The 21,540-nt window shown below is 38.7% G+C and carries 8 protein-coding genes and 2 pseudogenes; 5 read left to right on the forward strand and 5 right to left on the reverse strand.

Annotated features, from left to right (window positions below; all coding sequences use genetic code 11):
• The first annotated feature begins 117 nt into the window (after positions 1–117).
• From H8S63_RS12315 to H8S63_RS12325, 3 genes are read left to right on the forward strand one after another with little or no spacing between them, the layout of a single operon-like run.
• On the forward strand, positions 118–771 hold the full coding sequence (locus tag H8S63_RS12315) for a master DNA invertase Mpi family serine-type recombinase (protein ID WP_186926938.1): 654 nt from the start codon (positions 118–120) through the stop codon (positions 769–771).
• On the forward strand, positions 755–2,011 hold the full coding sequence (locus H8S63_RS12320; protein ID WP_186926939.1) for an Eco57I restriction-modification methylase domain-containing protein: 1,257 nt from the start codon (positions 755–757) through the stop codon (positions 2,009–2,011). The genes H8S63_RS12315 and H8S63_RS12320 overlap by 17 nt, the downstream gene beginning before the upstream one ends.
• Positions 2,008–3,075 (forward strand): Eco57I restriction-modification methylase domain-containing protein, encoded by a 1,068-nt coding sequence (locus H8S63_RS12325; RefSeq protein ID WP_229102130.1) that lies wholly within the window; start codon positions 2,008–2,010, stop codon positions 3,073–3,075. The genes H8S63_RS12320 and H8S63_RS12325 overlap by 4 nt, the downstream gene beginning before the upstream one ends.
• 30 nt (positions 3,076–3,105) lie before the next feature.
• Here H8S63_RS12325 and H8S63_RS12330 read toward each other — a convergent pair whose 3' ends face one another.
• The 4 genes from H8S63_RS12330 to H8S63_RS12345 are packed head-to-tail and all read right to left on the reverse strand — an operon-like array spanning position 3,106 to position 12,003.
• Positions 3,106–6,276 (reverse strand): N-6 DNA methylase, encoded by a 3,171-nt coding sequence (locus tag H8S63_RS12330; RefSeq protein ID WP_255467653.1) that lies wholly within the window; start codon positions 6,274–6,276, stop codon positions 3,106–3,108.
• A 12-nt stretch (positions 6,277–6,288) separates the two neighbouring features.
• On the reverse strand, positions 6,289–9,750 hold the full coding sequence (locus H8S63_RS12335; RefSeq protein WP_186926940.1) for a helicase-related protein: 3,462 nt from the start codon (positions 9,748–9,750) through the stop codon (positions 6,289–6,291).
• Between the two features lie 32 nt (positions 9,751–9,782).
• The gene (locus H8S63_RS12340; protein ID WP_009039269.1) at positions 9,783–10,487 is read right to left on the reverse strand and encodes a hypothetical protein; all 705 of its coding nucleotides are present in this window, start codon (positions 10,485–10,487) and stop codon (positions 9,783–9,785) included.
• A gap of 16 nt (positions 10,488–10,503) precedes the next feature.
• Entirely contained in the window at positions 10,504–12,003 is a 1,500-nt protein-coding gene (locus H8S63_RS12345) for an ATP-binding protein (protein WP_186926941.1), read from the reverse strand.
• A gap of 314 nt (positions 12,004–12,317) precedes the next feature.
• On the opposite strand from H8S63_RS12345, the pseudogene H8S63_RS12350 reads away from it, so the two are divergent.
• Positions 12,318–13,162: pseudogene (locus H8S63_RS12350) on the forward strand (phage integrase SAM-like domain-containing protein); the annotation flags it as partial.
• Positions 13,163–13,613: 451 nt separating this feature from the next.
• Positions 13,614–15,803, forward strand: coding sequence for a nuclease-related domain-containing DEAD/DEAH box helicase (locus tag H8S63_RS12355; RefSeq protein WP_099146270.1), 2,190 nt, complete (start codon positions 13,614–13,616; stop codon positions 15,801–15,803).
• A 709-nt stretch (positions 15,804–16,512) separates the two neighbouring features.
• Here the strand turns inward: H8S63_RS12355 and H8S63_RS12360 are convergent.
• A pseudogene (locus tag H8S63_RS12360) lies at positions 16,513–21,386 on the reverse strand (RecQ family ATP-dependent DNA helicase).
• Positions 21,387–21,540: the final 154 nt, after the last annotated feature.

The raw sequence follows: 21,540 nt of genomic DNA on the forward strand, positions 1-21,540 counted from the left end.
GGGAAATTAGTATATGTTTCTACGTATATACTGTTTACTCCAATTTATCCTTTTACATTTCAATTAATTATGAAGGGATTTTTTATATTGGTGTATGTTAATATAAATTTTAGCGTTATGATTTACGGATACATTAGAGTAAGCAGTGATAAACAAACTGTAGAAAACCAACGTTTTGAGATAAGTAACTTCTGTAAAATTAATGAGTTAATAATTGACGATTGGATAGAAGAAACTATCAGTGGAACGAAAATTTACACAAAACGACAGCTTGGACGTTTACTACGTAAAGTACGCAAAGATGATATTATCATCTGCAGTGAGCTTTCACGTCTTGGACGCAATCTTTTTATGATTATGGAAATCTTGAATATCTGTATGACAAAGGAATGTAAGGTATGGACAATTAAAGATAATTATCGACTTGGGGAAGATATACAAAGTAAAGTCCTTGCCTTTGCTTTTGGACTGTCAGCTGAGATAGAACGCAATCTTATCAGTCAACGTACAAAAGAGGCATTAGCGAGAAAAAAATCAGAAGGGGTAATGCTTGGACATTGTCGTGGCTTTCGCTGTAGACTTAATCCCAAATGTGCCAACAAACATGATTATATTGTAAAAGAGTTGGCTAAAGGAACAGAAAAAACTGTTATATCTAAAAGGTTGAAAGTTTCAAAAACAACATTATATCGTTATCTCGTTTATACGGGGCTTCATTTGCCTATAAATTGTCAACAAGAAGGGTGGGAAGAGTATGGTATCTATCATTGATTTCTATGTACTACAGAAGCGACCCTCAAATGGGGGCGGCTTCGACATTACCATAGGTAACCCACCATACATCAGTGCGCCGACACAGATAGCATCACCCGAATTGAACGAACAGCGGCAGCGTATAGTGGCAAGCAAGAAATACAAATCGCTTAATGAGAAGTGGGATTTGTATGTTCCTTTCATGGAACTTGGTATGCAACTACTATGCCCCAATGGAGTTTTCTCTATGATTGTCCCATATCCCTTGACAAATCAAAAGTACGGTAAGAAACTCCGTAAAATGATTGCAGAGGAGTATCGCCTATTAGAGATAGCCGACCTTAATGGCACAAAGATTTTTGAGAACGCCACTGTGAGCAACTGTATTCCGTTTATACAGAGCAGTCAACCAGAGGGCGAACTTCTCATTACAAAAATCTTTGAAGACAAGACCATCCGTGAAGTGTTAAGCAAGTCTCCAGAGGCATTAAAGCAGGACGAGAAAAATTATGTTTGGAACTTGACAGAAGAGGAAAGAACAGGAAACCACTTCGCCAATATGAATGTATTGGGTGACTTCTGTTACATTAGTAAGGGCATGGTGGTTAATGCCCATGAGAATATTGAAAAAGGTGCTTTCAAGAAAGAAGATTTGATTAGTTTACATTTTGATGATGTGCATAGCAGAAAGTATTTGGAAGCAAAAGATATAGATAAATACCAAGTTCGACGTGTGCGTTATCTCGAATGGAACACAGAACGATGTCCAGACAAATTAAGTCGTCCGACTTTTCGTGAGTTGTATGACCGTCCAAAACTTATTATGAATTGTTTGGGAACTATCAACGTAACAATTGACATAAAAGAACACTTCCTGCATAATCACTCCATCTATTGCGCAATTCTTTGGAAAGACTTGAAAGGTGTTAACAACAAGAGCATATCTTCAAGCATCAAGAAATTCTGCAAACATAATCGTGCAGACATGGAAACCTTGTCTGGAAATGTTGACCTGTACTATTTGTTGGGCATCCTCAATTCCTCGATGGCTAACCAGCTGTTAGCAGACCAACGAGGCGGTGACTATCACATATACCCCGAACACATTCGCAATCTTCCAATTCCTGTTCCGCAAAGAGAAGCACAAAACGCTATCGGCGTAATTGCAAAAGAGATTCTACTTCGTCGAGAAGAAAATATTGATTACTCCGAATTGGAAGAACAACTTAATGGACTTGTGGCCGTATTGTATCAATGACATATTGCAGACCCTCAAAAGAGGGCTTCGATATTGTTATCGGCAACCCGCCGTATGGGGCTAAGTATGATAACCAGACAAAGAGATATTATAAGAATACCTATGTGACGGCTAATAGCATTCGTGGATTACAGAAAGGGTCACTTGACACATATACTCTGTTCATTGAACTGGGTTACAACCTGCTCAGAAGGAATGGCAGCTTTGCCTATATCGTTCCAATATCATTGACTTCAAGTGATTCCCTAACAGGCATCCACCGTATTATAATGGGGAATTGTGACACCATACACATATCTTCGTATGCAGTACGTCCGAAACCCGTATTTGAGAACGCTGTCGTAAATACTTCAATACTGCTTTTTAAGAAGACTGAAACACCTTGTCAGCATCTTTTTTCCACCAAGATGCACAGAAGAGGGAATGAGTTTGAATTACAAAGGCTTATTGATAATCTCAACTTTGTTGATGTCAATGGTTATACAATGATAGGTCGCATTCCAAAGATTGGTAGTAAAATGGAAAAGGACATCCTTACAAAGATTTTCAAGAATACTCCAATTAAAACATTGTATGATGATAAAGGTGAGCCTATCTATTATAGGACAACTGGCGGTAGGTACTTTAAGGTCGTAACCAACTATCCGACCGGTTCAACTAAAGAGAAACCATTATACTTCCAAAAACGAATATCGAATGCTATTGGTTGCATTCTTAGCAGTTCTTTGGCATTTTGGTTTTACCAAATCTATTCCAACAATCTTGACTGGAAGACATATGAGATAGAGAATTTTACCATTCCGCAGCTTTCAACTAAGGATATTGAGTATCTTAACAAGTTATATTCTCTTTATCTTTCTGATATAGAGGCTAAAGCCAATATCAGAACAACATCTGGAGAGTCCACTTACAATGTTGATTCATTCAAGGAATATAAGATTGTACGCTCCAAAGCCATCATTGATGAGATAGATGACTACATCTGTCCGCTATACGGCTTGACGCAGAAGGAAAACGACTTCATAAAGAACTATGAATTGGAATTTAGACTGGCAGGAGAATAAATGATAATTGGAGGTGTTATCCTCCAATTATCATTTGGTCTTACTTTTCTTCATACGTCTAAATACCATGTCTTGAAGCGTACTTACAATGTATAACTCTTCTTTGTCTAATCCAAAGTAATTAAGCACTATAGCATCTATCATCTTATGTTGATTGTCATTAAGCGTTATCGAGATACTCGTATCTAAAACTTTATCTTTAACCGCCATATATAGAGCTAATATTTCAGAAGGTCTGTTGAATTTATAACAAATAGGTATACTCTTCAAGTCTGTAGCCTCTGCTTTCAACATTCCTCCTCCCAAGTTTGTCCTTCCTGTAATCTCTCTTAAAAGCCAAAACAACGATGAGTTACAAAAGAGCCATATGTTTAAGGTTTCTTCTTGCGACAAGTCACCATAAACTTCAACATAACTTGATGTATAACCAGAGCATTCGTTGATACTACAAAAATGTGTCCCTATTCCTCTAGGCATTATAAGAAGTGGCTTTTTCCTACTACCTGAAATATCGTCTTTGCTGACATAACAAGACGAATTACTCCAACTATAAGTAGGTCCAATCTCAGATGTATAATACGGATATGTTCGAGAAGATTGGCTATAAACAATATGGTTTTTAGTGAGATTAAGCCCTTGCCCAATACTTATCTTTGAAGCAAGACTTTTGTCTTCAAGTTGGCTTATCGCTTCTATAATCCGTAATAGTTTCTGTTCCGCTCTAATAATAACTCCCCATTTGTAGTTATGCAATAATTGATCGCTTGATAAGAATGATTTTAGAGTAATTTTTTCCGTATCATGGATGGCGAACGTATTGCATGGATATTTTTCAAGACTTCCATCACAATGAAAGAACTTAACAGGAAGATTATCATTGTTCTCATTTCTGTTCCTAATGATGGTTATAATAGTATTAATATCAGCTGTTTCAAAGTATTTGTACTCCGAATCAATAATTGCATGAACTTCACACTTCTTCAATAAAAAATTCTGAAATAGTTTTCCGTAGTCTGTGGAAAGCCACGAATTTTCAGTGATAAAGACGTTATATCCCTTTTTGTTTAATAATCTTAGCGATAATTCATAGAAGAAAATCAATAAATCAGCACCACGGGGAAAAGCTCCCGCATCTGACAATCTTCTTTTTTTTATTTCACTCTGCAAACTTACCTTTAATGATTCTGAGAAATTGGAACTTCTCGATTCTAAATACGGCGGATTGCCAATGACAATATCGAAGCCCTCTTTTGAGGGTCGTGAGAAGACATCATGGAACCAGGTGTGCCAGAGGAAGAACTGGCTGTTGGCAGACAAATCCATGTCCTCAAAGTCAATGCGAATGCCTTGCTCATCAAGTTCCTGCTTTACGATGTCTGCAATATCCTTTCTCAACTGCGCCTTCTTGTCATGCTCCGGGCAAGCGTAGTATTCGGCAAGTTTGTCGCGTAGATTCTTGCGGTAAACATCTAACATGCTGTCAAAGATAGTAACGCCCTGCCCAGCACCAACCTTCTTTTCTGTCATAGTTGAGAGGTCAGCGCCCTTATACTGCTCCAGAAGGGAATTTCCTTGCATAATCTTGAAATCAAGGTTTGGCAGAGCCTCCGGTGATTTCTCATCCACAATCAAAGAGAGCCAGAAGCGCAGTCGGGCGATGTCAACGGCACCACGCTCAATGTCAACACCATAGATATTGTTCTGGATGATGTGACGTTTTATGTTGGCGGCATTCTCCACGATGTTTGGCTCGATAGCAGAACGGCAGAAGAACAGTTCGCGAAGCAATCCCATAGGAAAAGCACCTGAGCCAATGGCAGGGTCGCATATCTTCACGTCGCATAGTTTCTGGTCGATGTCCTCCTTCAAGTCGCCCAGCAATGCTGCATCGTGAGTTGTCACAAACTGACGAATACAATTTTTATCTTCTTCCCTTTGGTCTGTTTGCAGATATGCTATCAGGCTTTCACGGCACATATACTGCACAATCTCCTTCGGTGTATAGAATGCACCTTTGTCCTTGTTGTCCTCCAGCAAGTTTTCAAAGATGCGTCCGAGCATTTCGGGGTCAACACCCACTTCTGCATCGTTCGGGTCATTTTCGTCAATAGTAAAGTTATATTGTGAGAGCATTGTCAACAGGCCATCAAAATAGCTGGCAGGAAAATGACTTGGTTTCTTGTCAAGATTGTCACGTTCAAACAGACCACCATTCAGATATGGAATACGGCAGTTGCGGAAGCCCTCAACTTTTGTGTCGTAAAGGTCGCCCCTGTCTGAACGGTTGCGGTCTAAGCCTTCCTCAAACAAGTCTTCCAATATGTCATCAAGGAAGTTTTCCTTCTGACGTTCAGTGGCATTCTTGAAAATATTCAGCATGAAGTCACGGTCGCCTTCGCCCCATTCCTTGCCAGCAGGAACGCCAAGCCAACCTTTCTTCTGGAGGAAGTGCAGGAATACAATGCGTCCAAGAAGTTTTTTCACATAGTCACGAATGGGCTTTTCCTCACGGTCACGAATTTTGTCAGCTTTCATACCCGTATGGTCAAAGTCTGTATCAATGAAGTCCTGACGCATTCCATTGGCAGGATCAACCATATAATTGACAAATGCCTCATATTGAGCCTTGTACTTCCCGAAGAACTCTTTAGAAAGAGCTTCAACGTTGAATGCATCTTCGATGTCTTTTATTTCAAGGGAATCCCTTTTGTCATATAGAGCCATGAAGTTGTCAGTTGCCGTGCGGCATGACTGACCAGGACCCAACAGGAATGTATATCGTTTGCTGTCGGTGGTTTCTTCTTTGTTACCGCTCTTTCGACAATAGGTGAAACGCCAATCCCAACGAGTGTCATCCTCGTAATGGAACAACATGAAAGCACAAGAGAACTGGTCCATGACAGCACGGATGAGCCGTTGAATGTTCACACGGTTACGCTCCATCATAACCCGGTCGCTGACTGTTACATCGAAAATCTGCAATGGCTCTACGCCAACATACATCATTCCAACTTGCTTGATGCTGCGTATTCCCGTCGCTTCTGCCAGTTGTCTTCGTTCAGGCTGACTTTCCAAAAGCTCTGTTTCAAAACCATCCTCAAAGTCATTTTCACCGAAAATGGGGAAAATGACATTGCTGAGAAACGAATTCCAGCCTTGATACCGGCTGCTTAGATACTCTTTTAATGACTCTTTATTCATGGGATTGTTTGTTTACTTGATAGTTCCTAATACAATGGATGCTTCGCCTTGCTTACTTTCCACATGGGTTACGAGCTTGCCGATTTCTCGCTCCAGTATCTCGTCAATGTCTTGTTGCTCAATGGCAAAAAGACGTGAATCTCGTTCTTCTAATTCCTGACCAATAGCCAATACTTTTTTGATGATGTCAAAACTTCCTCGGTCAACCAATTTACGGGCATTTTTCAGCAAAACCTTGGATTGAGGTGACAAACCATGTGTGCTATTAATCTTCACCAACATTTCCTTGGCAGCCGTAGCCTTGTCACCAGCCCTTGACTTGTTGATGCGGACAAAGTATTGGTTATAAGTCTTAATAGCTTCTGCCGACAACTGCTGCCAGTTATCTGGCAATGGAACACGTTTGGCATTTTCTTCCACACGCATATCTTCGAGTAGTTCAAGCAGGGAAACAATCTGTGCATTCCCTTCTGCGTCTATCCTGATGGCAAGCCTTGCAGAGCGTGGAGCTTTCACGATGAAATATGCCGTGCCACTTGCTGCCTGTGCTATCTGCCAGTCATCATTGGCTTGTTCTATTTGCAGATAACGTTCCGGGTGGGCATCCTTATATTGTTTCAACTCATATACATACTTTTGCAAAGGTGATTCTTCACCGTCAACTGCCTTGGCAATATCGTAATGCACAACGCTTTCCTCTTCTGAGAAAATCTTGCTGTCCTCGCCAAAGAGTACATGGAAAGATTGCAACTTGGTATGTGCCTTGCGAACCAACTGTATCTGTGCATCACCTTCGGCACTTGGCATGAAGTTATAGACATAGACAAATGGCTCCTTACTGCCGATACGGTTTACACGGCCTATGCGCTGCATCAGTCGAGTAGAGTTCCAAGGCGTGTCATAGTTCAGAATGACATTGGCACGGTGAAGGTTGACACCTTCGGCCAATACCTCTGTTGTAATGATAACATTGTAATCATCCTTCCAGACTCCTTCGTAATTGGCATCAAAGTTCTCCTCAATTGTATGTTCCATCTCATCTCGATTGGCAGCAGTAATGACAAGAGCCTTATAGCCTTTTGCCTTTATCGCTCTTGCAAGCGATTGGACTGTATCTATTGCTTCCGAGAAGATGACCAATTTCCCAGAAGTGTTCTTTTGGGGATTAAACAGTTCTGGCTTGATGTTTTCTTTGAAGGCATCAAACTTCGGGTCTTGCGGGTTCTTCGCCCATCGGTCATAGAGATTGGAAATGAGCCGGAAATCTTCTTTCAGTTGGATAAAATATTCCTCCTTGAAATCTTTACGCTGATATTCAGCATTCTGTCCCTTCTCGTTACGTCCTTGTTCTGTCAACTTCTTTATTTTGGCTCTGATGTCTTCTACGCAATCATTAAACGAAACACGCTTGCCACGCTTCAAGGTCTTGGCTTCGTAGTCAAGTTCTTTGTTTACGTCTATTTGCGGGCAAACGAAGATGGTGTCGTTCTCCCACATCTTAATCATGTTCTCCGTGTAACGGCGCAGGTTCAACAGGGATTGAGTGAAAGCCGTGAACGAACTTTCGAGACGCTTCACAAGAAGTATCTGCATGATTGTGGCAAGCTGCTTGGCCACATCGTTAACACCACGGTTGCCTCGACCTGTATGTTTCCTTTCATTGGCAGGGTCTGCAAAATATTCAATGGCACGATAACGGAAATATCTTAGCCATTCGTCGGTCTGCAACTTTTCCTCTTCCGTGGGGGCTATAATTGTCATGGTGTCAGAGAATAGCTGTGCCAACTCATCATCCATAATGTATTCAAGGTTGTTAGGCCCGACTATCTTCGGGAACACCAAACCTTGTGACTCCATATCGTCTTTGTAATATTTCTCAACATCTGTCCTCGTACGTCGTTCCAAAATATCACTTAATACGCAGTCACGTAGTCGCTTAGAGACGGCATCAAGGCGTTGATGACGTTCATCTGCTGGAATATCATTGCTCCTGTCAATAAGCAATTCATATTCTCGGTTGACATCTGCAAAGAATCTTTCGATATTGCCACTTTCGGCTTTCTTCAATGTACTGTCGTTGTGGTTGCGCTCAAAGAGATAAATCTGATTCTTCAAGTCATTTGGGCGGTTGTTCTGCGGTGTGGCAGAAAGAAGCCCCACGTATGGATATACCCCAGTATTAGAACCAATCTTCTGTATCAGTTCGTCAAGCGACTGATACATCAATGTCGCACTATTGCGGAACTTATGGCTTTCATCAATGACAATAAAACCATAATTCTTTTCTTGCAGCGTTCCTCCAAAATCGCCAGAATCGCAGCTGTCATCATCGTCCTCTTCCCAGCCTTCATCTTCGGCAACATTCCCGATGCGTCCAGTTGTAATGAAGTCAATGTATGGAGCAATCTTCTCGTCAGAATCTTTGTCGAACATGGCAATAGTTTTCTTCCAGCCCGATTGAATGGCAGGAGGAGTAATGACCAATACTTTACGCTCCCGGCCATCATCTTCTGGCACGGACAAGAAACGCTTGATGATGAGCGTACCGATAATCGTCTTGCCAAGTCCCACCACGTCTGCTAACATAAAGCCACCATGTTCGTGCATAATGCTGATACACCTCTTTACAGCTTCTATTTGATATTCCAGTTTGTGAATGTTCGCTGGCAGATAAGTTTCTATTTGTTGTCCGAGTGATTTGTTTACAATGTCACTAAACTTAATTTGTAGCAATTTGATATATAGTTCGTATGGAGTGAATAATTGTTGTTCACTTTCGCGTTCTTTTTCAACGTCATCTGTTATAGGTGCAGATTTAAGGATTTGTTCTAAGAATTGTTTGTTCCAAGGTTCAGATATTTCCCATTTTTCATTAAACCATATCAAATGAGATTTATTACCTGGTATTTTATCAAGCGATAACACTTGATTTGGAGCAGTTTCAATATAGTTTAATTCTGCGTTACCTTGTAATCCTTTTTGTGTAAAATTTGTACTTCCCACGATGCCAATACCAATGCCGTTTGACTTTCCATCAAAGATGTAACACTTAGAATGTAAAAATTGAGTTTCGTCATTTTCATTTTTTCGAAACACACGAATCTGAATCTTTGAATCATTGTTTTCCGTACAATAATCAAGAAGCAGACGTATAGCATCTTTATATTCCTCAGTAACATTAAGTTCGTGGATATCAGTCTTTATGAAGTCCAGTGGATAATTTGCATCTTTATATTTAGGTGACTTTAATTGATTTGCGTATATATAAGGGTCTTTACCTATAAGTAAACGAAGTGTTGTTCCGTCTTTTTCAATGAAAGACCTCAAATTTTCTTGTAGTATAGCTAAACCGGGAATATCCCAATAACCAGTGGCAATACTGACTGTTTTAATGCCATCAATGGCTAAGCATTTTCTCAATGTTGCTGTCATTGAAAGTGCTTCTATGGAATTATCTATAAGTGTATTATTCATTTTAATTCTATTCTATGGTTTGAAAACATACGCTAATTACATTCTTTCTCCCTTCTCTCTTTTACTCTTTCCCATCCCGGCATCTTTTTAGCCAATACACTTTCTCCTGCAGGAAAGTAAAGCGGAAAGACTTGAGATAAGAAACTTACAATATCACTACGTTTCTTGCCCATGTTGAAAAAGGTGGAACAAACAAAATACATAAGATCTTGCTGACTACATGTATCTTTGAGTTGAATGGTTATTGAGGGAGTGATTATCAAACCGTGTTCTGCAAATGCGCAAGCACTGGCAAGAATCGCTTTCTGTTCTTCCTCAGTGAACATCTTGATTTTATCTGCTAACCATTCAAGTTCTCTTTGCTGAAGTACTTGTTGCTTTTCATTCTGATGTTCCAATAGGATTGCTATATTTTCTTGTTGCTTTTCGGTCAAGGCATTTTCCAATGCTTGATTCTTTCGTTTAAGGACGTTGAATTTTAGCAATGCAGCAATGTACATACAAAAATAACCTACTGCAACATCAAATATCAGAACAAGCAGATAATTGCTGTTTGAATTTTTGGTATTCTCAGCCATATACTCACTGATAGGAATCACGGCAAATAGCATGATGATAGCTATTGCATAAAGCACTCTGTATCGCGTTTTGTGGCTTATTTGCGGCAAGGAAGCAAACAAAAAGGCGATAATCAAAACGGCAATTATTGCACTGAATGGTATGAAAGATGTTCCCATAGGTTTATTGTTCGGTTTATGGTTTAACAATTATGCGCCAATAACCTGCCTTGTCAGAACCTTCATGGATGAGAATGCCTCTATCTCGAAGATTCTTTATCTGTTTCTTGACACCATCCAAAGAAATCCCCAATTCATTTGCCATTTTCTCACGAGTTATCATCGGGTTAGATATAACCATATCTATAATACGTTGAGCTGTTCTACCAACAGGTTTATTGGCACTTCGTTTTACAGGGTACTTTTCGAGGGTACTATTTCCGTTTACAGGGTACTTTTTCTCCGAACTTTCTTCGTTTACAGGGGACTTTTCGAGGGTGCTATTTACCCTGTTGGCTACTTCTTCAACAGGTATTCTTCCGTTTTCATTCCAATTCAGATTATAGAAAGTGGTGTAGAAAGAGGTCGCTTCCGTTTGATATTGTGGTTCTTTTCCTTGCAGGAAATTAGGCAGTTTCTCCGTAAGTTCCCGCATTTTGCGTAAGCCGGAGCCACGTTTCTCCATATAGTCCAACTGTGTGAACATGTCTGCAATGACGGGGTTACGGCGCATGGACGGCACTTTGTATATATCTCGGTCTTGAATCTGCGTACCGTCAAGCATTGCGCCCGGTGATACTAGTTCTACTCGGTCATCGTAAATGTCGATATGTACTTCACCGCCCATTACGGTGTAATCCCGATGGATAAGGTGGTTTACCAATCCTTCGAAGATGGCACGGTCGGAATAGTCGGGTAGGTTAAGGCGATAGTTTGGCATCTTCACCCAGCCGCTCATGGTATAGTTCTTGATGAAGTCCATGCCGTATTTTAGTAATAACACGAGGTTAGCCCGATGTTCTACGGAACTGATGGCATCATCTTTATAGAGTCCAGTCCAACGAGTACAGAAAATACGTGATTGAAATACGGTGCAATTATCCACAAACAGCAATCCGGCATTGGTCAGTTTACCGTCTGGCGTGACCAGTCCGAATGATTCCAAATATTTGTCATTCCATTCCTGATGGGTTTGCTCACGGAAGGTATTGGCAAGGATGATGAAAGAATGTTTGCTGGCATCCACTTGGGTAGGCAATGAATCCCATGTCATGTGTGTGCCTTTCAACACTAATGAAAGAAGTTGTTGCGAATTGCACTCCACGCTTTCATTGCCAACTCGTACATATGCGGTACGTGTTCCATCTTGATAGTAATAATAAGGTGTAAGTGTTCCAGCTTTTACTTTCACTTCAAGTAAAGTATGTACTTCGTGCTCTATCGGAATAAGTTGAACTTCCGGTACAGGGTCAAGTCGTGCCTTTATCATTTCACTGATAAAATCAGCATCGGCTTGTGGATTCTCCAAACCAACAACTTCTCCGTCATCGTTCACTCCATAGAACAAACTGCCGCCATCCGTATTGGCAAAAGCCGATACCGATTTAAGCCATGACTTCACTTTCTTACGTTCCAACATTTCTTTGAAATCGTAAGCTGAGCATTCCGCTATCAATGTATTGGTATGTATCTGCATAGTTTCCTTATTGTTGTTTGGGTATAATCTCCCAATATGATGTACAAACATACGAAAAATTTCAGGAATAAATGAATAAAAAGGGAGAAATGGCACTGAATGGCTTATTAATAAAGTGTTTGCGGTGACAGACGAAGCCACGGAGAAAAAGGTAAAACGCAAAGAAAAGTGGAATATAGAAGCAGTTAGGTTTTCAAATCATTGCCCGCCCGAAGGTCAGTTTTAACAGTTACCGTGACGATTGCTCCGCCTCGTTTAGGTTTGTCTATCAAGCTCTAACTCGTTGATTATTAGTTTTGCAATAGAAAACGAGTATGAGCAGAAGTACATTCAAGGTGCTGTTCTATGCGAATGGCAGCAAAGAGAAAAAAGGAATTGTCTCTATCATAGGAAGGGTAACAATTAATGGAACTGTATCGCAGTTCAGTTGCAATGTAACATCTCGAAAGAACTTTGGGATGCTAAAGGGAACAAGGCTAAAGGGAAAAGCAAGGAAGCCAGAGAGATTAATTTTGTCTTGGATAATATCAAGGCACAAATCATCAAGTACTACTAGTGCATATCCGACCGTGAAGCGTATATAACCGCAGAAATGGGCAATGTCTATCAAGGTATGGGTAGCTAGTATGAAACACTGCTCAAAACCTTCGATAAAGATTGCACCAACTTCATGAAACGGGCGGGTAAAGACTGTACCATTAGAACGTATAAGGTAATGCTAAGGGTAAGAAATTATGTCGCAGCTTTCACCAAGGCATTCTATAAGCGAAATGATATGGCCATGTTGGAACTTACGCCTGACTTTATCAAGGAGTTTGCTGCTTATCTTACAACCAAACATAATTTGAAGAACGCCACGATATGGCTCAACTATATGTGGCTGAAAAGTGTGGTGATGCGTGCGCATTATAACGGGCTGATACCGAGAAATCCGTTTGCAGAGTTCCATATCAGTCCGAACGTAAAATAACGTGAGTATCTGACAGAAGATGAGATAAAGGTCATCATGACACATGAATTTGAAAATCCGTCGCTTGCATTTGTTCGAGACTTATTCGTGTTCACCTGCTTCACTGCACTCAGTTTCGTGGATATGAAGGAACTGACAACGGATGAAATCATAGAGGTGAACGGTGAGAAATGGATAGTTGGCAAGCGACAATGAACGGCTTTTGCATAAGTGTGGGAATCAAGCCTGTAAAACTCTACATTCGGTTTTGGAAGTACAACGATGGGGTAGATGGACTTCCTGATTGGTGTATCATTCTTGGGTATTGCAGATTTACTAAAAAACAAGACCAAGAATTGCAGGGGCTTATGCGGTTCTTCAAAGAGTATGCACTAAGATATGGGTATAGATATATTGGGATTGAGGATAATCCGCAATTTAATCGAACTTTAGAATTTCAGTGCATTCAATCTGTCATATATCAAGCATATTTTATTGCCGAAATACAGAAAAAATAGCAAACTACGAATAAAGGAGAAGGGTATGCTTGCTCTTTTCCTTTATTCGTAGTTTTAAATAGAATAAAATACTGTCTATATGCTTGATTTTTATTAATTTTGTAATTAGGTTGATTGTTACATAAACAGTATTTTAAGATACAATGGCTATATTTTATCCTTCAATAGAGAAGATTCAAGAATTTAAAGTAAAGCCTACTATAGGCGAAATGACCTTACTATATTTCTTGAAGAATGTCTTAGACGATTCGTTTGAGGTATATTTTAACCCATTTCTTAATGGAGACCGCCCAGATGTCCTTATCATGAGGAAGGATTACGGTGTTATGATTATCGAAGTAAAAGATTGGAATCTTCATAACTTTAAATTAGATAACAGAAAAAAATGGATATATATTCCTAATGGAGCTGTTATTAAATCACCTATTGACCAAGTATTAAAGTATAAAAATAATCTCTATGATTTACATGTAGATAAACTCTTGGAAAAAAAGATTTGTGACTTCCGCCACTTCAATATTGTTTCGTGTGCAGTTTATTTTCATTGCGCAAGCCAAATTCAGCTTGAGAATATGTTGATTATCCCCTTTAAGGATGATAAGAAATATCAAACATTCTTGAAATACAATGTCGATTTATTAGGATACGATTGTTTAGAAGAGGAACTCTTTAATAAATTATTAAAAAGACGTTACATGGTAGCCGGGAATCCATCATTCCTTTTTAAAGATGATATCTATCAAAATTTCAAGCGACTCCTTTCACCATCAGTCCACCTTAAATCTCAAGGTGAAATATATCGGTATTCATTGAAACAGCGTGACATTATATATTCTACAACGTTGGAACAGCGTGTCAAAGGGGTGTTTGGTTCTGGCAAGACAACTATATTAGCTGCCCGAGCTGTGCAAGCATATAAACGTGCATTGGAGAGAAATGATAATCCACGTATTCTAATTTTAACTTTTAATATTACATTAAAGAATTTTATTCATGATAAATTGATGAGAGTCGATGAAACATTTCCAATAGAGAATTTTATCATTATTAACTACCATTCTTTTATTAATGCTGAATTGAATAATCTTAATATTGAATTTGACATTCCTGATGATATTCCAAAAGAAAGAATACCATCATATTTGGACGAAAATTATTACTCAAATATATCACTATTTGACAAACACAAAAATAATATCGTAAAATACGATGCTGTATTTATTGATGAAATCCAAGATTATCATCGCCCATGGATGGATATTATCAAAAATTTCTTTCGTGATTCTCAAGGAGACTATGTACTTTTTGGGGACGTAAAGCAAAATATATATAGTCAACCAACAGAAAAAAAGGATGTTGTAACAAATGTTCGTGGTGTTAATGAACTAAAATATTGTTATCGTTCAGATTTTAAGGTAAGAGACCTAGCCCAATCCTTTCAATGTAATATTTTTGGAGATAAATATGATATTGATGATTTCAATGAAAATAAAGCAATTGGTTCTCTTGATTTTACGATAGATAAAGAAGGCTATGTTAATTACATGTACTTATCAAATGATAATTCTGTACCTGCATTGTACAATATTATTCGAGGTAACATTTTAAATAAAACCAATAATATCTCACCTAATGATATAACAATATTGGGATATACAACCAAAATGTTAATAATGTTTGATTGTTATTACCGCTATGCCAGTCGTGAAAGAAGCAACAGTATGCTGGAAACTATAGAAGTAATGTATATGACACATCTAAACTTCCTCGGGAAAGACTTTGGACGATTTGCTTGGTTTAGTAATATTACTACTCATTTGAGTAAAAAAATGTTTCCAAAGCGAACGCAACTTTACGACAATGACATCATTAAATTGCGGCAGCATATAGCGAAACTGTTTACTATATACGATCTTTACCAACAATATCCTGAAACTTTTAAGGAAAGGCTAAAGGAAGAGTGTAATACCTGTGGCATTTCTATAGAAGCATATTTGGCTTTTAGAAAACACTATGATAATGACCTGTCTTTATTTAAAACGGATGTGTATAACTATAATTATAAGAATATCCGCGAAAATAAAAAACTTCATTTCTGGATGAATAGTGGTACAATTAAAATCTCAACTATAAACTCGTTCAAAGGTTGGGAAAGTGAAGTTGTGTTTCTTATTATTGAACCTAAATACGAAAATGAAACAACATTTAATATGGCGTTTGATGAACTACTATACACTGGTCTAACGAGGTGTAGAAAAAATCTTGTAGTGATAAACTTTGGAAATTTCCAATACGACAGCAAGATACGCCCATTGATTGAAAAAATTAAATAGTATTGAAAGAACAGATACTATACTAAAATGGGATAAACCTTATTGAAATAAATATGTATTTTGTTGTTTCCGAGAAAAGATGTATCTTTGCTCCTGTCGAGAGATACATTGAAAGTAATGCCAAGCAGAGTGCAGCAATAAGCACTATTGTTAACTCGTTACCTCAAAATTGGGAATTTTTCCCAAAGTCCTTATAATAAGGTGATAAGTAATTTATTTCAGAATTACGGAAAAAGTGTGTGTCGTTTCAATAGAATAAAGAAAATCATTTTTTAGAGGGAATATCTAAAAACACTTTTATAAAAAATTGCTTTGGTAAAATATTCTTGTAAGAATGGTATGTGAGCTAAAAACTCAATTATTTAAGTATATAGCAATGCTGTTTATTTTCAATAATTATCTTTGCAAACAAGATAGTTTTCTGTTCTTTTTTGATTTTTATGCGTTTACATCACGTTGTTTATGAATAAAAATCGTACTCTTGCAGTCAAGAGCTGTGGTTGCTTATGGATGCTTATTTTCGGATTTGCGATATAATTGCAACACATGTACGCAAGTTGCTCATACTGAGATAATGTTGATTTTGAGGAAGTCAAATGATTCCGATAAGGATACAGATAACAAACAATAAGCAAAAGCGTGCAGCTCAATGAGTTGCACGCTTTTTGCGTTCAGAAGTTTCTTGCGATACTTTTCTTTATATTTGGTATTATCGGGAAAGAAGTAAATCGGCTAATAGAACCGCTGTTTCTGGTTCATCTTTCGGTGCTTCTTTAGGTTTCCATGCTACAACGAATCGAACAGAGGCAGATTTTACTTCATATCCTTTTTCTTTCCATTCCGCCAATGTATTCTGCATATTTTGTGATAATTTGGCTACTGGTTTATTGGTTAATGAATCATACAAGACGAAATTGGCGTAGTTTAAAAGATCTCCGCCTCTTAATGCCAATACCTCTCGTTTAAGTTTTCTGAAGAATCCCAGATAGACATCTTTATGAGAGAGTTGTAGAACAATCTCTTCGGGCATTGCATACTCTTTGGAGTCAATAAAAACTGGTCTATATTTAAATGATTAAAACAATTGCTATTCGTATGTATAGACAGTCTGTTTTTTGCACGTGTTATTCCCACATAGTATCGACGCATCAGGTGAGCATCTTTCAAATAATTGTCAGATATGAGCATATATACATTGTCGAACTCTTTGCCTTTGGCTTTATGAATGGTCGATATCACGACATCTGTACCTGAAACGTTACAGAAATCTTCTACCGATGATTCAAATACAAACTCTTTGAAGTCACTAAGGTATTTTACTTTGTTGATTTGTTCAAATAGTTCCACACAACGCTTTACATACACCAAACTTTGACTTCCGTTGTAAGTGGAAAAAGTGGTATGTTTGGCATCATCCCATAATTCTTCCGGAATCAGGGGTGTTTTTGCCCGTTTGTCTATATACCTTAGGAAATATCTTATTTCGGCCATATTCCAAAAACGGAAACCATCCATAGATTGTACTAACTTGCTGTTTATTCCATATTTTCGTAAGAGAGCTACTAATATTACAGCTTCTTCGTTTGTTTGGGTGAGTACACACGAAGTGCCATTCGCCTGATGTTGAATTAATTCTTCAACGAGTGGCTGATACATATACTTTGATTGATAGTATGTCACTCCAACCCAACCATTTTCTTTTCTCATAGAGGTGATTGGGGTGCTTTTCATTCTTTTACTGATACTTTTTACAAATTCGTTGGCGAAATTTACTAGATGGTGCGCACTGCGATAATTTTCAGTCATTTCGAAAAACTTGCTTCCGGGTTCCTTTGTCAGTCGGTGCATATATTCGGAATTAGATCCGCGAAATTCATAGATATTTTGGTCATCGTCGCCTACTGCTATCATACGCATCTCCTCGTTATTGGTCATTAGGGCCTTTACAAGCTTATATTCGTCAGTACTCATGTCTTGAGCTTCGTCTATGACCAACACCGTCTTACCAATTTTGTTAGGTTCCACTTCTCCCTGATTAATCATTTCGGTAGCTTCTGCAACGACGTTTTTGGTATCTTCAAGATTTCCTACTCTTCCTAAAAGGTCAAAGCAATAAGAGTGAAATGTCTTTATCTCAACAAAGTGGGCGGCGTTGCCTATCAGCTCCATGAGTCTTTGTTTGAATTCGGTTGCGGCTGCCCTTGAAAACGTTAACATCAGAAGTTGTTCATGTTTTACATCTTCGAGCAGTAAGAGTGATGCGAGTTTGTGAACTAGCACACGTGTTTTTCCACTGCCGGGACCTGCTGCGACAACGATGCAACGTGAATCTTTGTCGGAAATGATCTCCATTTGGCGCTTGGATAATTGACCGAATAATTGCTTGTATTTCTGTGGTGTCAGGTTACGCTGTATTTCACTGACCCTTTCCCCCTTGAAGTATTTTGTGATAAACTTCTTGTAGTCCATTTGGAAATAGTCTTGAACATATTGTAAAGCCGAATTGTAATCTCTTACCATCAGATTGGCATATTCACCCACAATATGAACTTGTTGAATCTTCTGCTTGTAGAATTCATTAAGCATTTGGTAGTCATCCTGCTTGTATCTCGATTTATTGTCCTTAATTCTTTGAATATTCATAGCATTATAAAGGACCAGGAAACCTCCTTCGAGTTTCAGCGCACCAATTTTTGACAGATAAAGAAGTGCTTCCTCCACGTCTTCCAATTGTATGTTGTCAAGCCCGCTGAAAAGGGACTGGGGATTTGACTTTATTTGATTTAGAAGTTCTACTACAGAAAACAGAACAGCTTTGTTTTGTGAGATTTGCTTTTCTGTATCAGCGGTCAACTTATATAACCATTCCACTGTGAAACGGCTGATTTCCAATCGCCTTTCAAAACGTTTGATGGTTGATTCCATATCTGTTTGACGGCTGATTTCCATATTATGAACCGCATCCTCTTTCTTACGGATATATCCCTTGACTGTGAGGAAATAGAGTAACGTTCGGATGTCTTTTTCTTTAGATGTATTGATACCGTCGTTTGTTGCATCGTCATTCAGTTGCTTGCATGATGTCCGTAAAGATTTGTCAGGAATATGATTGAGGATGTATTGTTCAAGTTTCGCAAAACGTTCGAGGAGCGTGCGCGATTTTCGTTCCGATTCCCCGGTATCTGACAAATAGGCGGATATGTCTTTACTGTCTGCCAATATACCTTCTTGTCGCATTCTCTCCACAACAGATATGATTTCACTCTTGCTTATCCCCAGTATATCTGCCAGATAATCAATTCGTGATTCAGCTTCTGAATCTTGGGCTTTGGCAATATGTTTCTGTGAAATCAGTGATTTGATGATTCTGACGGCTTTCTCTATCTCGTCACTGCCAAATAGTAGTGACGCTGATATGCGTTTTCTTGCCTCGTCTATATTTTTAACTGTGATACCTGTAGCATATACATGAGGTACATTATTGCCTCTTACCAAGTATCCACTTTGTTCCAGAGTTGCTAAAGCTGTCCGTACGCGGGTCTCAATATCGGATACAGAATCATCCCAACCTGCCTGTCGGGCAATCTCCAGTGCAGAGCAGCTAACTTTCATGCGTTGTCTGGTGAGATCTTTTACAGCTTTCCATACCTGTTGAATTTCACTAATACTTAGTTTTGTCTGGTTCAACAGTATAAAATGCTTGTCTAAGTCATTATCACTATAAAGCACATAGCAACGTGCGTTGAGGCTGGGATCACGGCCAGCCCTACCTGCTTCCTGCACATAATTCTCCAATGAATCGGAAATATCGTAATGTACCACAAGTCCGACATCCTTCTTGTCGACCCCCATACCGAAAGCTGATGTTGCCACGATGATGCGTACTTGGTCATTCATAAATGCATCTTGATTGGCAATCTTCTCTTCAGAATCCATTTTGCCATTGAATGGCAATGCTTTATAACCGTCACGAGTCAATTTGGCAGCCAATTCTTGTGTACGTTTGGTACGTGATACATAAACGATTGTAGGACAATCGGATTCTGCTACAAGTCCTCTCAGTTTTAAATATTTGTCATCGTTATTTTCGGCATGTATGACAGAATAACGCAGATTGGTCCTTGAAGCCGTTGATGCAAATAATTCTAAATCTAAATTCAAGGTTTGTTTGAAATAGTCACAAATGTCTTGTACCACTTTCTGTTTTGCCGTAGCGGTGAAGCAGGAAACGGGTATTGGCTTTTTACATTTTTTGTTTTGTTGGTATTCTCGGATAAATTTGCCTATGTAGAGATAATCAACCCTGAAATCTTGTCCCCATGAAGAAAAACAATGTGCTTCGTCTATTACAAATCTCACAACATGGCGTGCCATTAAAATCTTTTCAATGGTTTTTGAACGAAGCATTTCGGGAGATATATACAAAAGTGAAGCTTCTCCGTCTTGCACTCTTTGTATTGATAGTGCTCTTGTGATAGGATCTAACAATCCGTTGATAGTTACCGCATCAGTAATACCTCTATCAGCAAGATTATCCACCTGATCTTTCATCAATGATTGTAGTGGCGAAATGACGATTGTGAGTCCGTGCACAGAACGTCCTTCCATAAGTGCGGGCAATTGAAAAGTAAGCGATTTCCCTCCACCGGTAGGAAATATTGCCAATAGTGATTTGCCTTTTACTGCTGCTTGGGCAGCTTGCTCTTGAAGCGGTTCGCCTTCGTATGTACGGAATTGTTCATATCCAAAGAATGTTTTCAAGTTATGAAGCACATTCAGTTGCGTATTACAGTAAACGCAATTTTCGCTGCAACTGTTATGACGCAGGAGTTTTACGACAAATTCTACTTCGGGATAATTGTGCAGTACCCATCCGGGAGTGATGGAGCGGTAGTCGGTGGTGTCAATTAAAGCCAAAGCGTATGCCAATTCACATGGACGCCGTTCAGTTAACATCTCAATATCAGCATGCTGGCAGATCTTATTCACGTAAAGTTTTCTTATGAGATCGGGTACTCCTTCATTGATATATTTCGCACCTACCATACTAAGAAATCCTTCAAACTCTGTCTTGCCTTTTAGTAACGATGCAAATAACGTACGTTTTTCGTCCGGCAACGAATTCCAACGTGCTATTTCGTCCAGTAGCAGAGCTTTTGCTTTTTCGCAATCATTCACAGGGTTGTTCATCTGCTCGCTGATCAGTTTGTCATCTTTTACAAGCTTATGATAAGGGCGTTCCGGAAATAATAAAGGTGATACATAAAGTGTATCGACAAAGAAGCAGTGGAATGTTTTATCGGTAAACAGATACTTTGCATCATGATGGATGATATTATGTCCGCAGATATAGTCTGTATCACCAAGAAATTTGAACAGCTCTTCTTTCGAAGATTTATGAAATGTTGCACCATCATGACGGAGTGCCCCAATATCATGGATTTTATGATCTTTCAAACCAATTTCAACATCTACTATGGCATAACGTATGACATCAAATGGCACAGATGTATTTTTATTGTTGATTACATGGTTGGTGTCCTCATCTTTTCCGATTCCTATAAGTCTGCTCCATATTGACATATATCCAATAAATAAGTTGTTTTATAATTGAATTTATTATGTATCTGTATCTTTTTATTGTTTGGGTATAGCCCCAATATTGTTTACAAAGATAAAAATAAAACTGAATAATCGGTTAAAATCACTGCATTCTTTTTATATATCGATACCATTT

It is taken from the genome of Bacteroides sp. NSJ-39 (genome assembly GCF_014287315.1).
GTDB lineage: Bacteria > Bacteroidota > Bacteroidia > Bacteroidales > Bacteroidaceae > Bacteroides > Bacteroides finegoldii.

Excerpts from the sequence above, each read along its gene's own strand:
- H8S63_RS12315 (WP_186926938.1), top strand. The coding sequence starts at position 118 with ATGATTTACGGATACATTAGAGTAAGCAGTGATAAACAAACTGTAGAA.
- H8S63_RS12320 (WP_186926939.1), top strand. The coding sequence starts at position 755 with ATGGTATCTATCATTGATTTCTATGTACTACAGAAGCGACCCTCAAAT.
- H8S63_RS12325 (WP_229102130.1), top strand. The coding sequence starts at position 2,008 with ATGACATATTGCAGACCCTCAAAAGAGGGCTTCGATATTGTTATCGGC.
- H8S63_RS12330 (WP_255467653.1), bottom strand. The coding sequence starts at position 6,276 with ATGAATAAAGAGTCATTAAAAGAGTATCTAAGCAGCCGGTATCAAGGC.
- H8S63_RS12335 (WP_186926940.1), bottom strand. The coding sequence starts at position 9,750 with ATGAATAATACACTTATAGATAATTCCATAGAAGCACTTTCAATGACA.
- H8S63_RS12340 (WP_009039269.1), bottom strand. The coding sequence starts at position 10,487 with ATGGGAACATCTTTCATACCATTCAGTGCAATAATTGCCGTTTTGATT.
- H8S63_RS12345 (WP_186926941.1), bottom strand. The coding sequence starts at position 12,003 with ATGCAGATACATACCAATACATTGATAGCGGAATGCTCAGCTTACGAT.
- H8S63_RS12355 (WP_099146270.1), top strand. The coding sequence starts at position 13,614 with ATGGCTATATTTTATCCTTCAATAGAGAAGATTCAAGAATTTAAAGTA.